Origin of the sequence: Halanaerobium hydrogeniformans (assembly GCF_000166415.1) — a bacterium.
In the GTDB taxonomy this organism is placed as follows: Bacteria; Bacillota; Halanaerobiia; order Halanaerobiales; family Halanaerobiaceae; genus Halanaerobium; species Halanaerobium hydrogeniformans.
Genome location: NC_014654.1, coordinates 2,397,614 through 2,412,634, shown reverse-complemented (window position 1 = coordinate 2,412,634; position 15,021 = coordinate 2,397,614). Strand labels below are relative to the sequence as shown.

At 33.0% G+C, this 15,021-nt stretch carries 14 protein-coding genes and 1 riboswitch; of the genes, 13 read left to right on the top strand and 1 reads right to left on the bottom strand.

The window, feature by feature from the left end:
- The first annotated feature begins 4 nt into the window (after positions 1-4).
- The 8 genes from HALSA_RS11250 (at position 5) to cobS (ending at position 8,034) form a co-directional block, all read left to right on the top strand.
- Entirely contained in the window at positions 5-1,117 is a 1,113-nt protein-coding gene (locus HALSA_RS11250; protein ID WP_013406674.1) for a cobalt-precorrin 5A hydrolase, read from the top strand.
- Positions 1,110-2,534: a cobyrinic acid a,c-diamide synthase CobB gene (locus HALSA_RS11245; RefSeq protein ID WP_013406673.1), complete on the top strand. Its 1,425-nt coding sequence runs from the start codon at positions 1,110-1,112 to the stop codon at positions 2,532-2,534. Before HALSA_RS11250 ends, HALSA_RS11245 begins: the two co-directional genes overlap by 8 nt.
- Before the next feature lie 2 nt (positions 2,535-2,536).
- Positions 2,537-3,502, top strand: coding sequence for an adenosylcobinamide-phosphate synthase CbiB (gene cbiB, locus HALSA_RS11240; RefSeq protein WP_013406672.1), 966 nt, complete (start codon positions 2,537-2,539; stop codon positions 3,500-3,502).
- 69 nt (positions 3,503-3,571) lie between these two features.
- Complete coding sequence (locus HALSA_RS11235) at positions 3,572-4,507, top strand: GHMP family kinase ATP-binding protein (RefSeq protein WP_013406671.1); 936 nt, start codon at positions 3,572-3,574, stop codon at positions 4,505-4,507.
- Positions 4,452-5,552 (top strand): threonine-phosphate decarboxylase CobD, encoded by a 1,101-nt coding sequence (gene cobD / locus HALSA_RS11230; protein ID WP_013406670.1) that lies wholly within the window; start codon positions 4,452-4,454, stop codon positions 5,550-5,552. Before HALSA_RS11235 ends, cobD begins: the two co-directional genes overlap by 56 nt.
- A gap of 47 nt (positions 5,553-5,599) precedes the next feature.
- Positions 5,600-6,655: a nicotinate-nucleotide--dimethylbenzimidazole phosphoribosyltransferase gene (gene cobT, locus HALSA_RS11225; RefSeq protein WP_013406669.1), complete on the top strand. Its 1,056-nt coding sequence runs from the start codon at positions 5,600-5,602 to the stop codon at positions 6,653-6,655.
- 27 nt (positions 6,656-6,682) lie between these two features.
- A complete protein-coding gene (gene cobU / locus HALSA_RS11220; protein WP_013406668.1) occupies positions 6,683-7,276 on the top strand; it encodes a bifunctional adenosylcobinamide kinase/adenosylcobinamide-phosphate guanylyltransferase in 594 nt (197 codons plus the stop codon).
- Positions 7,273-8,034 carry an adenosylcobinamide-GDP ribazoletransferase gene (gene cobS / locus HALSA_RS11215; RefSeq protein ID WP_013406667.1) on the top strand — a complete coding sequence of 254 codons (762 nt, stop codon included), beginning with the start codon at positions 7,273-7,275 and terminating at the stop codon, positions 8,032-8,034. The genes cobU and cobS overlap by 4 nt, the downstream gene beginning before the upstream one ends.
- A 31-nt stretch (positions 8,035-8,065) precedes the next feature.
- Here cobS and HALSA_RS11210 read toward each other — a convergent pair whose 3' ends face one another.
- Positions 8,066-8,830, bottom strand: coding sequence for a hypothetical protein (locus tag HALSA_RS11210; RefSeq protein ID WP_013406666.1), 765 nt, complete (start codon positions 8,828-8,830; stop codon positions 8,066-8,068).
- A 108-nt stretch (positions 8,831-8,938) separates the two neighbouring features.
- Positions 8,939-9,155, top strand: a riboswitch (cobalamin riboswitch).
- A 104-nt stretch (positions 9,156-9,259) separates the two neighbouring features.
- Here HALSA_RS11210 and HALSA_RS11205 point away from each other — a divergent pair.
- The 5 genes from HALSA_RS11205 to HALSA_RS11185 are packed head-to-tail and all read left to right on the top strand — an operon-like array spanning position 9,260 to position 14,839.
- Positions 9,260-10,267 (top strand): ABC transporter substrate-binding protein, encoded by a 1,008-nt coding sequence (locus HALSA_RS11205; RefSeq protein ID WP_013406665.1) that lies wholly within the window; start codon positions 9,260-9,262, stop codon positions 10,265-10,267.
- A 40-nt stretch (positions 10,268-10,307) separates the two neighbouring features.
- Complete coding sequence (locus HALSA_RS11200; protein ID WP_013406664.1) at positions 10,308-11,387, top strand: FecCD family ABC transporter permease; 1,080 nt, start codon at positions 10,308-10,310, stop codon at positions 11,385-11,387.
- On the top strand, positions 11,384-12,154 hold the full coding sequence (locus HALSA_RS11195) for an ABC transporter ATP-binding protein (protein WP_013406663.1): 771 nt from the start codon (positions 11,384-11,386) through the stop codon (positions 12,152-12,154). The genes HALSA_RS11200 and HALSA_RS11195 overlap by 4 nt, the downstream gene beginning before the upstream one ends.
- Before the next feature lie 30 nt (positions 12,155-12,184).
- On the top strand, positions 12,185-14,005 hold the full coding sequence (locus tag HALSA_RS11190; RefSeq protein WP_013406662.1) for a TonB-dependent receptor plug domain-containing protein: 1,821 nt from the start codon (positions 12,185-12,187) through the stop codon (positions 14,003-14,005).
- 30 nt (positions 14,006-14,035) lie between these two features.
- Positions 14,036-14,839, top strand: a complete 804-nt coding sequence (locus tag HALSA_RS11185; RefSeq protein ID WP_013406661.1) for a nitrilase-related carbon-nitrogen hydrolase — start codon at positions 14,036-14,038, stop codon at positions 14,837-14,839.
- Positions 14,840-15,021: the final 182 nt, after the last annotated feature.

Here is a 15,021-nt window from a genome sequence, read left to right as displayed (position 1 = left end):
GCTGATGGGGCAGCTCAATAAAGCTGAAACTAAAATAGCCATTATTGCCTTAACTTCAGGTGGAAAAAACTTAGCGCTTAACCTGCTAAAAAAAATGGATGGTATTGAAATTTATCTACCTGAAAAAATGAAAGAAAAGAGTGGAAATTACAATTATTATAGTTCACTTCAGGATTTAACGGCAGAACTTTTTAAAAGCTATGATGGGCTTGTTTTTGTAATGGCACTTGGGATAGTTATAAGGATGATAGCTCCCCATTTGCAGAGTAAAAAAAGCGATCCTGCTGTTGTCACAATTGATGAAAAAGGCAATAATGTCATCAGTACACTTTCTGGCCATTTAGGTGGGGCAAATAAATTAAGTTTAGATATTGCTCAAAAAATAGGAGCTAATGCAGTAATAACAACTGCGACAGACTGCCATAATTTAGAAGCAATCGATTTGCTTGCTCAAAGAATCGGTTGTGAAATCCAACCATTTACCAGGCTTAAATATGCCAATGCTGCTCTTGTAAATGGAAAGAAGTTAAATATATTTACTGATTATCAATTAGAAATTGAAACTAATGAGCAGATAAATATTGTTCCGCTTAAGTTAAGAGAAAAAAAGGACTGCAGAAATAAAAAAAATAAAATGAATAATAGTTGCCAGGAGGCAGAGTTTAGTGTAGTCATCTCTAATGAAAAGCTCAAGCTGCAAAAAGATGAATTACAGTTGATTCCTCAAAATATTATTATTGGTATTGGCTGCAGAAAAAATGTACCTGAACTTAAAATCACTGAAGCTGTAGATGATTTATTACAGGAATTAAAGCTTCACAAAAAAAGCATTAAAAAAATTGCCACTATTGATCTTAAAAAAGACGAAAAGGGTATTCTCGATTTTGCAGAAAAAAATAAATTAGATATTGAGATAGTTGATAGAACTGAAATTGAAAAAATAGAAGCAGATTTAAATATCGAAAAATCTAAATTCGTAAAAAAAATAACAGGTATTGCTGCAGCAGCAGCACCTGCAGCAATATTAAGCTCTGGAAAAGGAAATTTAATTATGGATAAGAGAAAGTTTTCAGGGATTACACTTGCAGTATTTGAGGAGGAATTCGGTAATGAATAGAAACAGGCTGTTGATAGCAGGCAGCAGAAGTGGAGTCGGCAAAACAACTATTTCTCTGGGTATTATGAGAGCATTAAAAAACAGAGGTCTCAATGTTCAGCCCTTTAAAGTAGGGCCAGATTATATTGATCCTGGTTTCCATACCATAATGTGTGAAAATAATTCTTATAATCTTGACAGTTATTTTTTAGGCAGAAAAGGTGTAAAAGAAATCTTTTTAAAAAAATCAGCAGAAGCTGATATCTCTATAATTGAAGGTGTTATGGGATTATATGATGGTAAGGGTGCTGATTCTGTGAGCAGTTCAGCTGAAATTGCCAAAATACTTGAGACCCCTGTTGTACTGGTTATAGATGCAGGAAAATTGGCTCAAAGTGCTGCAGCTGTTGTTTACGGTTATAAAAATTATGATTCTGAATTGAATTTAAAAGGTGTAATCATCAACAATATAAGCAGCAAACGCCACTATAAATTACTAAAAGAAGCAGTTGAAGCTGAGAAAGTCGGAGTTGAAGTGCTTGGCTATCTGCCCCGTAATATAGAAATTGAACTTCCCGAAAGACATCTGGGTTTAGTTCCAGCTGGCGAAAGCAGTGGAGTTATTGATTATGGCGAAAAATTAAGCTCTTTGATTGAAGAATATATTGATCTTGAGAGGATAAAGCTTTTAGCCTCTTCAGCAAAAAATTTAACTTTAGCAGAATTAAAGAAGCAAAATATCACTACAGTAAATTCTGATATGTCCTTTATTTCTGATGATTTCAAAAATAGGGTATTAGAAAATGAAATAAAAATCGGTGTTGCATATGATCAGGCATTTAATTTTTATTATCAAAGCAATCTAGATATGTTAAAAGCTGCTGGTGCAGAAATAATATATTTTAGCCCTATTACCGATAAAAGCTTAGTCGAAGTTGATTTTCTTTATCTGGGTGGTGGTTTTCCCGAAAGTTTTTTAGAAGAGCTTTCAGCAAATTCAGCTTTTAAAAAAGATTTACTTTCAAAAGTTAATTCTGGTCTGCCGCTTTATGCTGAATGTGGTGGTTTGATGTATTTATGCAGTAGTATCAAAAACTTTAATGGGAAAAGCTATGCTATGACTTCAATTCTCCCTTTAGAGGTTGAAATGGAAGATAGTCTGCAGGAAATGGGCTATAGAGAGATTGAATCAATTAGTGATAATATATTATTTAAAAAAGGTGAAAAAGCTAGAGGACATGTTTTTCATTATTCAAAAATATCTGGCCCTATCAATGAACAGGAATTAAATTATCAATATAAAGCTTCAAAAGGTGGTTACAGTGTAAATGACAATGTCTTGGCTTCTTATCTTCATTTGCATTTTGCTTCCAATCCTAAAATTGTTGAAAATATTCTGCAGAGTGCAGTTAAATATAAGCAGAAGCGGGAGGTTTGAAAATGGGCTCTATATATTTATTAATTGCAGCCCTAATTATTGATCTTATTATTTCTGATCCGAGTTTTTTACCACACCCGGTTGTTTTAATAGGTAATCTTATAAAATTTTTGGAAAATAAACTAAGAAAAAATAATCAAAGCAAAAAAACCCAAAAAATTTGGGGATTGATTCTGGTGATTATTGTAATTACTAGCAGCTATATCATAACTGCTTTGATTATCAGGGGAGCTTTGTTCTTAAATTATTATTTTGCCTACATCGTTAATTTATTGCTTTTAAGTTCCTGTTTAGCATTAAAAGGACTTGTTGATTCAGGTAAAAAAGTATATTCTGCCTTAAAAGAGGATGACTTAAAAACTGCCAGGAAAAAGGTTAATATGATAGTAGGTAGAGACTGCAGCAGTTCAAGTAGAGAAGATGTTATAAGAGCTGCTTTAGAGAGTTTAGCAGAAAACACTTCTGATGGTATTATAGCTCCAATGTTTTTTTATCTCATAGGAGGAACTCCACTTGCGGTAAGCTATAAAGCTGTTAACACTCTTGATTCTATGCTCGGTTACAAAAACGAGAAATATATTAATTTTGGTAGAGCTGCTGCTAAATTAGATGACTTATTTAATTATTTTCCAGCTAGAATAACCGGGTTTAGTTTTATAGCGGCTTCTATTATCTTTGCCTATGATTTTCGAGCCGCATTTAAGATTATGAGAAGAGATGCAGGAAAACATCCCAGCCCAAATGCTGGTTATCCCGAGGCGGCTGCAGCAGGAGCACTTTCTTTAAGATTTGGTGGCTATAATTATTATCAGGGAGAACAAAGTTTTAGAGCTTATCTGGGAGACAAAATTAAAGAATTTGAGATTAATGATATTTTAAGAATGAATAAATTAATCTATTTTTCAGTTTTGATATTCATAGCTGTTTCAGCAATTGTAAAAACAGGAATTCAGCTATTGATATTATAATATTTTAAGTATAACTCTAAATCATCATTAAATTAAAATCAGTATTTTTAAGCAGAAAGGAGATTTTCTGTGCAAGGAGTAAGAGTTAGAGTTCCAGGCAGCTGTGGAGAACTTATTCAAGGCAGTATCGATGGCAATGATTTTTTAGTATCCTGTCCAATTAATCTATACAGTCGGGTTAATGTTCATTTTGATCAGACAATTGAAAATATAAAAATAAATAAATATGCACCTAGAACCCAACAAGCTGTAGAGCTTTTATTAAAAAAGTATGAACTACCCAAAAAAGGAATAAAAATAGATATTAACACAGATTTAATAAATGCTGCTGGAATGGCTTCTTCTACAGCTGATATTACGGCTTCTCTCGCAGCGATAATGATTTTGCTAAAGGGAGAAATAGATATAAATTTATTAACAAATATTGCGATTAAAATTGAGCCTAGTGACAGTGTATTTCTTGATGGTCTTCATATCTTTAATCACCGCAGTGGTAAAGATGCTGAATATTTAGGGGAAGCACCGGAAATGGATATAATGCTTTTTAAAGAACCAGGGTTGGTAGACTCTCTAAAATTTAATAAAAACAAAAAACTTGCTTTTTTAAATAAAAACAAAGAAGATATAATAAAAAAAGCTCTTTCTATTCTTAAAAAAGGAATTAGAGAAGAAGATTGTAGATTGATAGGTAAAGCGTCAACATTAAGCAGTTTTGCCCATCAGCATATTCTCCCCAAAAAGAGTCTTGCAAAATTAGTTGAAATAACTGATCAAAAAGAGGGGATATATGGGGTTAATATTGCTCACAGCGGAACATTGATTGGAATTCTGGTTGCAAAGAATTTTATAGAAACAGAACTATTATTAGAAATAAAAGAAAATTTACCTGAACTAAAATTTTTAAATAGAGTTAAACTGATTTCAGGTGGTATAGAAATGAGGGTTGATAATGGAACATCTTCATGGAGGAAACTTAATCAAAGCTGCAAAAAAGAGTGGGTTTGAACCTGAAGAATTAATTGATTTTAGTGCAAACATAAATTTTTTGGGGCCTCCAGAAATTATCTTAGACGAAATAAAAAGAAATGTTAAAGGAATTGAAAATTATCCTGAAGCTAATGCCAAAAGAATTAAAAAATTAATTGCTGAGCATCATCAGCTTAGTAAACAGAGTGTTACAGTTGGCAGTGGAGCATCAGAACTAATTTATCAGATTACAAAAGTGCTAAAACCAAAAAAAGTTATGGTTGTAGATCCTACATTTTCTGAATATGAACTAGCTGCAAAAAGCATAGGTGCAGAAGTATGTCATTTTAAGCTTAAAAAAGAAAATGATTTTAAAATTGACAGCACAAAAGTTATTGCAGAGCTTTCTGAAGACATAGATTTAATCTTTATCTGTAATCCAAATAATCCAACTGGTGCTTTGTTAAATTTAAATAAAATTGAAGAGATACTTGCTGCAGCCAGTGCTAAAGATATTTTATTTGTGCTTGATGAAGCTTTTATAGACTTTCTTTCGGCTGCTGAAGATTATACAGCTTTAAAACTTTTAGATAAGTATTCTAACTTGATTATTATGCGTTCGCTGACTAAATTATTTGCTTTACCCGGTTTGCGCTTGGGATATACTCTGGCAGCAGAGGATATAAGTATAGACTTAGAAAAAAATAGAGATCCCTGGTCTGTTAATTACTTTGCTCAACTGGCTGCTGAAATTATTTTTACAGAAAGAAAAGAGATTGAACAATACCTTGAAAAAAGTTTTAAAAAAATAGCTGCAGAAAAAAACTACCTATATTCGAATCTGCAGCAAATTGAGGATTTAAAAGTTTTTAAGGCAAATGCTAATTTCATATTTATAGATATTAGTGAGACAGGACTTAGTGCAAAAAAATTGCAGAATAAATTATTAGAATCAAAAATAATGATCAGAAATTGTGATAGTTATAATGGTTTAGAAGATGATTATATTCGGATTGCTATAAAAGACCGTAAAAATAATGAGCTTTTAATTAATAATTTAAAGAAAATATTAAATCAAAGCTAAACTAAACTAAACTAAGCTATATTAAAAACAATTAATGGAGGTACAGAATGAAAACACTTGAAAAAACTTTAAATGAAATTAATGAACTGGACCAAAAGATGATGGATAAAGCTCAAATAAGGTTAGATCAACTTACAAAACCTCAGGGGAGTCTGGGTAAGCTGGAGGAAATGGCTATAAAACTGGCAGGGATTTATGGTGAACTTTTTCCTGAGTTACAAAACAAGGTTCATATAATTATGGCAGGTGATCATGGAGTAGCAGAAGAAGGGGTTAGTGCTTATCCCCAATCTGTAACAACACAAATGGTACATAATTTTTTAGCAAATGGAGCAGCAATAAATGTTCTAGCAGAAGGTTCTGGTGCAAAATTGAAAATTGTTGACATCGGTATGATAGAAGATATTGATAATGATCTTTTAGTCAAAGCTAAAATCAAAGCTGGTACTGAAAACATGACCAAAGGACCTGCCATGACAAGAGAAGAGGCTGTAGGAGCTCTGGAAGTAGGTATTGAACAGGCGAAAAAAGCTGTAGAAGAAGGTGCAGACATTATATCTACAGGAGAGGTTGGCATTGCAAATACAACCCCAAGCAGTGCAGTTCTGGCTGTATTTACTGGTTTAGACTTAAATAAAGTTGTGGGTAAAGGTACCGGACTTAACGAAGAAGGGGTAAAAAATAAAATTGATGTAATTCAAAGAGCAATTGATTATAATAAGCCTGACAAAGAAGATGCTCTGGATGTTTTAGCTTCAGTGGGTGGTTTAGAAATTGCTGGTATGGCAGGAGTAATGCTGGGAGCAGCAGCAATGAAAAAAGCAGTAGTTATTGATGGATTAATCTCAGCTGCAGCAGCACTAACAGCCTACAAATTATGCCCCGGAGTTGTAAAATATTTATTTCCTTCTCATAAATCAGCGGAACCCGGTCATATAAAGATTTATGAGGAACTTAATCTTGAACCTTATATCGATCTCCAGATGAGACTTGGTGAGGGAACAGGTGCAGTACTTGCACTGCCATTTTTTGATCAAGCAGTTAATATTATAAGAGATATGGCAACTTTCGAAGAGGCCGGTGTTAGTAAAGAAAACGACTAAAAAGATTAGCTGATGGGAGTGGATAGAATGGGGATAATTTTAATACTGGGTGGAGCAAGAAGTGGTAAAAGTTCTTTTGCAGAATTAATTGCAAAAAAAATAGCTGGTGATGATGTTATATATTTAGCCAGTGGTCAGGCAGTTGATGAAGAAATGAAGGCTAGAATTAAAGCCCATCAAAAACAGCGTCCTGACAGTTGGGAGACTATAGAAGAAGCTCTTGATATCAGCACTAAAATTAAAGAAATACCCTCCAGCAAAACTGTGCTTTTTGATTGTTTAACTACTTATTTGAGTAATTTACTTTTAGAATATGAGCAGGCTGAATATCAAGAAATTGAATATCAGCTTTTATCTGAGGTAGAAAAAATTATAGAGCTAGCCAAAGAAAAAGAATTAAATTTGATTATTGTGCACAATGAAGTTGGGCAGGGTATTATACCTGCTTATAAGCTGGGAAGGTATTTTAGAGACATATCTGGACGTGCAGCAAGATTATGTGCTCAAGATGCAGAATTAGTTTATAAAGTAAGTGCTGGCCTGCCTCAAGAAATAAAAAAAGAGGGTCTTAAGATAATAAAAAATTATCTTGGTGAAGGTGAGGAGGTTAAAGTTCTTTGAGAAGTAATTTAAACAAAGCCTGGAATAATTTCTTAAACACAATGAGCTTTTTGAGCCGAATCCCTGTCAAAGTAGAATATCCTGCAGAAATGAAATTAGTGTTTTTTCCTATAGCCGGTTTGATCATTGCTTTATTAGCTTATTTAAGTCATTTTATTTTTGCAGCTGTTTTCTCCATAGAGATAACTGCTTTACTCCTGCTTAGTTTCTATGTTTATTTAAGCGGTGCACTTCATCTAGATGGTTTAGGAGATTTTTTTGACGGATATTTTGCAGATAGAGATCGAGAAAAAACCATTCAAATAATGCATGATTCAAATTCAGGAATTTATGCAGTTGTAGCATTGATTTTAGTTTTAATTTTAAAATACCTACTTTTCAAAGAATTGCTGTTCAAATCGCAGATTGAATTTTTGCTGATGATGGGAGTTATGGCGAGATTTTATGCTGCTTTAGCTCTGGGCCTTTTTAAAGCTGCTGAAGCTAGTGTATGGGCTAAAAGTGTAGAAGCCAAGATTGGGAAAAAAGATGTTATACAGGCATTTTTAGTGAGTCTAATAATACTAAGCTTTATTGTTCTGATTTTTGGTAGCCAATATATAAAAATAATTTTTATAGCTGCAGTTTTTAACATCGGACTACTTTATTATTTAGCAAATTGGTCAAAGAAAAAAATCGGTGGAATAAGTGGTGATCTCTGTGGAACTATTATAGAGTTAAGTGAAATAGCATTTTTAATGACAGCAGTAATGTTTTAAAAATATGTGAATTAAAATTTAAAAATAAAAACTAATTAAAGTATCTTTTAAAAAGTAATGGAATATTTTTTGTTGTGATGATAATTATTGCTAAAGCTGCAGTAATAATAACAACTATAGCAGGTTGCCGGGCAGATAATTGAGCAGCAATAATACCAAGATAGGCCCAAACAATTACTAAAGAAAAAGCAATATCTTGATATTTATCTAAGATAGTAATTGTTAAATATAGTCCTATTAAAATTCCTGTGGCAGCAGCTATCACTAAAAAGTTAGGTGGCCAATCAGATTTAAAGTAGACTAGAGTAACCATCAAATTTGCAAGTGAGGCAATACAAACCCAGGCAGTATAAATGCTGAAGGGAAGTTTTAGACTAAGATACTCTTTAAGAGAATAATTATCATAGTTATGAATTCTTTTAAATATTTGAAATAAAGACAAGGGTAAAATTAAAATAACCAACATTGAAAGATAAATATACTGATAATGCCAGAGAAATAACCAGCTAATATTAGCCAGGGAAGCAATCACAAAATATGGACCGGTTGAAAAACCTTCTTTAATTTGCTCACTGTTTTTGAATTGAAAGATTATAAATAAGAATAAAAGAAGATATATCAACCCCCAGATGGAAAAAGTAAAACCCGCTGGTGTAAATGGATTTTGGTAATTTGCAGAAACTTCTCCGGTAGATATATTGTTTAGAGGCAAATAATTTGCAAGAAAATTAATGAGAAGGGTTAAAAAGAAAGCTATACTGTTTGCAATTTTAGTAAAAGTAAGATTTTTTTTCATGATTTTCCCCCTTTTCTTTTATAAAGGCAAAAAAGAGCTTTTCTAACTATATTGTATTACTATTTTATTATAAATCAAGAATTATTTTTTTCTTTGAACACAAAACTAAATATTTGCTAATAATTGGGTGCCCTTAACTATAGTTAAGGGAGAATAGGGAATCAGGTGAAAAACCTGAGCGGGCCCGCCACTGTAACTGTTTAAATAATCATCTAAGTGATTATTTGCAAAGACTTTTTTAACCACTTGTTAATTTTAATTAACAGGGAAGGTATAAGTCTTTTTGAGCAGAAGCCAGGAGACCTGCCGAATTATTTTATACTGTCTCTTCGGTCACAAGAACAGTAAGGTTATTATATAGCTTAAACTATACCCTTATCTTGCCGAAAAGATAAGGGTTTTTTAAATTATTTTAGGAGGTAGATAAGCTTGCTTAAAAAAATTTCATTAGTGTTTTTAATGCTTTTTCTCATTATTTCAATATTGTCTTTTTCTCCGGTTGCAGCAGAAAAAATAGTGATTGAAGATTATCAGGGTGAGATTGTTGAAATAGAAAAACCGGTTGAAAAAATTGTCTGTATGAGTCCAGCGATGGTAGAAATACTAATAATTTTAGAGGGAGAAGAAAAGATTATTGCTAGAACTGAAATGGATGATGATTTGCTGAGTTCTGCTCAAAACATTCCAGTAGTGGGTAGCTCTTCTAACAGGCCTCAAATTGAGGCTGTACTTGAATTAGAGCCCGATTTGATTATTGCTGATACCATGCTTAGTGATAGGAACAGAGAAATTTTTGAATCTTTTGGGATAAAGGTTGTTGTTGAGAGCACCTCCGACCCTGATAGATTGGATCAGGTAATAGATAACTTTGCTTTAATCTTAGACAAAAAAGAAAAAGCGGAGGAACTTAAATCTTTTATGGCTGAATATGAAGATTTAATTAAAAACAGATTAGCTGAGATAGATAGTGAAGAGAGACCATTGGTCTATTGGGAATGGAGAGGTAAGTATAGAACAGGGACTTCAAAAGCAACAGTTGATCCGTTAATAAACTTTGCTGGAGGCATAAATATTGCCCATGATTTAGAGGGAAGTTATCCAGTTGTCTCAAGTGAATTTGTCTGGGAAGAAAACCCTGATGTTATTGTAAAAATGGCAAGTAGAGATGATTCTTTAGCTGATATGAAAAATTCTAGAGATGAATTAATGGATAGAGATGCTTTAAAAGATACAAATGCAGTCAAAAATGATCGGGTTCATATCATATCCTGGGATGTACAGAATGGAGTATTTTCTATAATAGGTAAATTATATTATGCAAAATTTTTTCATCCTGATATTTTTGCTGATATTGATCCTGGCTCAATCAGAGAAGAAATGTTAAATAGATTTTTTGAGCAAGATGAATTTGATAGTGCAGTTTATCCAGCCCAGTAATTTTAGCTAGCAAGCTGTAGACTTAGGAGGCAGTAATTATATGCAGAATATCGGACATCAAGATTATTATGATAAAGCTTTTAAGAAAAGAATGATATTTTTATTATTTTTAATATTTCTCTTAGTTATAGTAATCATTTTTTCTATTACTTTAGGGGTGGCAAGCATTTCTTTTATGGATACGATCAAAGTCCTCTTAGGAGAGATTTTTGGAATTGGCAGTCGAGAGTATTCTAGTTTTAGTAGAGGTATAGTTATGAATCTAAGATTACCTAGAATAGCTCTTGCTGTTATAACAGGTTTAGCTTTAGGATCTTCAGGTAGTATTATGCAGTCTATTTTAAAAAATCCTCTTGCAAGCCCATATACTTTAGGAATTGCCTCTGGTTCTGCTTTTGGAGCTGCAGCAGCAATAGTGTTAGGTGATCTTATTTTTAAAAGCTTATTTAGTGCTTATAGTTCCTGGTTTATTATATTAGGTGCATTTTCTTTTGGTCTGCTAACAATTTTTGTTATTAATTTAATTGTATCTTTAAAAGAAGGAACATCAGCAATGCTAATTTTAGCAGGTGTTGCCCTCGGTTATTTATTTTCAGCGGGTGTATCTTTTTTGAGATATATAACTGACCATGAACAGCTGCGTGAACTTGCAATCTGGTTGATGGGAGGTTTTTATCAGGCTGAATGGAGAGATATATTTATCTTAACCCCAATTTTGATTATATCTCTACTTATACTCTTAAAAATATCATGGGATGTAAATGCCCTTTCAGCAGGGGAAGAAGTTGCTCAAAACCTGGGAATAGATATTATTAAATTGCGTAGAGTGGGAACAGTAACAGCAGCATTTTTAACAAGCTCTGTAGTTGCTTTTACTGGGATTATTGGTTTTGTTGGCCTGGTTGCTCCTCATATCTGTAGAATGATTATTGGCAATGATAATAGGTTTTTAACGATCAGTTCAGGTCTAGCTGGAGCATTATTTTTACTGGGAGCAGATACAGCTGCCAGGTTGATAATTAGCCCTGCAGAATTACCAGTAGGAATTATCACCTCATTTTTTGGAGCCCCATTTTTTATCTATATGTTAATTAAAAAGCGAAGGAGCTATTGGTCATGAAAATGAAAGCTGACAAAATAAAATTTTGCTATCAAGATACTGCAGTTTTTGATGAATTATCTTTGGAAATAGAAAAGGGGAAGATTATTTCTCTGGTCGGTCCGAATGGAATTGGAAAATCTACTTTAATTAAATGTTTATCAAATATATACAAAGCTGATTCAGGCTTTGTTTACCTAGATGGCAAAAACACTCTTTCTATAGAAGCCAAAGAACTTGCTAAAGAACTGAGTTATGTACCTCAAACTCAAGAAAATAATTTTTCGATTAGTGTTTATGAAAGTATTTTGCTGGGCAGAAAACCCTATTTTAACTGGAAGGTAAGAAAAGAAGATAAAATGATTGTAGAAAAAATTCTGCAAAAATTAAATCTTGAAAAATTAGCAGAAAGGGAGGTGAATAATCTCAGTGGTGGAGAAATGCAAAAGGTAGCAATTGCCAGAAGTTTGGCTCAAAACCCATCAATTTTTTTACTTGATGAACCAACTTCAAATTTAGATTTAAATCATCAATTAGAGGTTATGAAAATCATTACTGAGCTGGCTAAAGAAAAAAATGCAGCAGTAGTAATGGCAATTCATGATTTGAATTTGGCAGCTAGATTTTCTGATTATATATTTTTAATAGCTAAAAAAGGCAAATATATTTCCGGGAAACCAAAGGAGGTGTTTACAGAAAAAAATATGGAAGAAACATATGGAGTAAAAGTCGAAATATTGGAAAGTTCTAATGGGTTGTTAATTATGCCTGTAGAATTAAGCAATTAATAATTACAGACAAAACACAGGAGGTATAAATTGAAAAGATATACAATAACACTATTAATATTGTTTTTAATCATAACTTCATTTGCAGCAGTAGTGATGGCAGAAGAAAACACAAATGTTTTAGAACTAGATGAGATCGTTGTTAGGGCATTAAGACATAGAGAAAGGCTTTTAGAATCTTCTAATTCAGTAGAAATTATAACAAGAGAAGATATAGAAAAAAGAAATGTCGAAACTGCAGCTGATATATTAACTTATGTTCCCGGAGTTAATATTAATATCGGTGATGGACGAGAAGGAGCAGAAGAAAATGCTACCATTAGAGGTTCAGCTCCCAATCAGGTTTTAGTTTTGGTTGATGGCCAACCCTTAAATGATCTAAGAACAGGTAGATTTGACCTATCATTAATCCCTGCAGAGCTGATTGAAGATATTGAGATAGTCAAAGGTCCTGCTTCAGCTCAATATGGAGCAAATGCAGTCGGTGGTTTGATAAGTATTACTACCAGAAGTGGTGAAGAAGATCTGGAGTTGACAAATTTAAGAACAAACTTCGCTTCCTACAATACTCAAAGCTATAATCTGAATCATTTTGGTTTTTCTGAGAATCTAAGTTACAATTTAATGGCTAAAAATTATCGGAGTGATGGCTTTAATGAAGATCAAAAAAAACAGAGTTCTCTATTTACAAAATTTGATTATAAATTAGATGACCATTCTCAAATAGGTGCTTCTTTAAGATATACTGATACTGATAGAGGTGACCCAAGGGATAGAAATTATGAAGATTTAAATTTGAACTTTAACTGGGATCTTAATCAGGAAGATAGGGAGCAGAGCCTAAAACTGTCTTATCATGAAAATACTTATACTGATGATTCTGGAATTCGCGGCCGGAGAGTTCATGATACTGATAAAATCTATTTGGACTTTAACCGCAGGAATTATTATGATGATCATAATTTAAGTTATGGTTTTAATATTGCCAGGAGCTCCATCGATAGTGACACATATGATCAGCAGAGCAATATAGATGGGGCAGTGTTTGTTCAGGATAACTGGCAGCTCAATGATAAAACCAGAATTCATTTAAGTGGCCGTTATGATATTCATGATGAATTTGGTTCAGAGTTCAGTCCAAAAGTGGGAATAAATTATTTATTAAATCCCAATTTAAGCTTTTTTGCTTCAGCTGGAGAGGCCTTTAGAGCACCTGATTATAGAGAATTATATCTACCAGATGCAGGTATGGTAAATATAGTAGGAGGTAATCCTGATTTAGATCCAGAAAAATCGCGCAATTATGAAACAGGCCTAAGATATATAGAAGGTAGAACAAGGGCAGAATTAAATCTCTTTAGAAAAGATATTGAAGATCTAATTGATCTAATATTTGTTGAAGAAGGGGTTAAACGCTATCAAAATATTGGTGAAGCAACTGTACAGGGTGGAGAAGTTGTTTTAGCCTATGGAATAACTTCTGATCTTAATCTTGATCTCAGCTATATGTATTTGGATGCAGTTGATGAAGAAAGTGGTGAAAAGCTTCCTTTAAGGCCTGAACACAGTCTTAACCTGGCTTTTGATTACAGTGGTAATAATTTTAATCTGCGGCTTGATAATAAATATGTTGGTGAAAGAGAAGATGAATATGAAGATGATGATGACAATATAGTCAGAGTTATTTTAGACAGCTATATGGTCAGTGATTTAACCTTAAGCAGAGAGGTGTTTAGAGATACGCAGTTTAAAATATCGATAAATAATATCTTTGCTGAAGAATATGAAAGTTCAGCTGGAACTGAAACACCAGGAAGAAATTATGGCTTTGAAATAAGCAGGAGATTTTAAATAGCTATATATTGAAGGGAGCTAAAGATAATGGAAGATTTGAGAGCTGCTGCAGTAAATTTTGAGTCAGTACTTTTTGATATCGAAAAAAATATTAAGAATATAAGAAAGTGGACAGCTAAACTGCAGGATAAGGTTGATATAATTCTTTTTCCCGAAATGGCAGTAACCGGCTATACTAATGAGCCTAAAATAAAAGATTATGCTCTCAATATTAATTCTTCAGCGGTTAAGGAACTTCTCTTAATTGCTGAAGAATATCAGCAAATTATAATAGTCGGCTTAGCTGAAAAAGAAGCTGCTAATTATTATATTAGCCAGCTTATAATCTCTCCAGATGGTATTATTGGGAAATATAGAAAAAGTCATTTAAGTCCAAATGAAAGCAAAATATTTTCTGCTGGCCAGAAAATAGAGGTTTTTACAGTAAAGAATACTAAAATTGCTGTGCAAATTTGTTATGATAGTCATTTCCCCGAGCTCAGTACTATTCAAGCCGTAAAAGGTGCTGAAGTAATATTTGTTGCCTTTGCCACTCCTAGAGGAGATTATCTGAGTAAAAAAGAGCGTTTGTTAAGATATCTAAGGGCCAGGGCCTATGACAACAGCTGTTATATTGTTGCAGCAAATCTAGTTAATCAGGAATGCTCGATGGAAGGTGCTGCCTTAATTATCGATCCTAAAGGAAGGGTCATTGCTGAAAGCGGTGCCGCTGAGGAAAGTTATGCTGTGTCTTTATTAAAGTCTGAAAAAATCAGCAGAATTAAAGACTTAAAAATGGGTTATTTTCTTGCCCACAGGAGACCAGAACTATATAAAAAATATGAATACTGAAAATTTAAAATATTTTCATTTTTCTCTTGCAAAAGTATGTTTTTAGTAATATAATCAAGTTGAACCGACAGAAGCATTAGTAGCAGAGTGATTTATTAGGTCGGTGGCTTAGTTTTGGAACAAAGCAGCTGTGTAGCGAGTATGTTCCCTCAATAAAACTATTTTATTAAGGGGGGCATTAT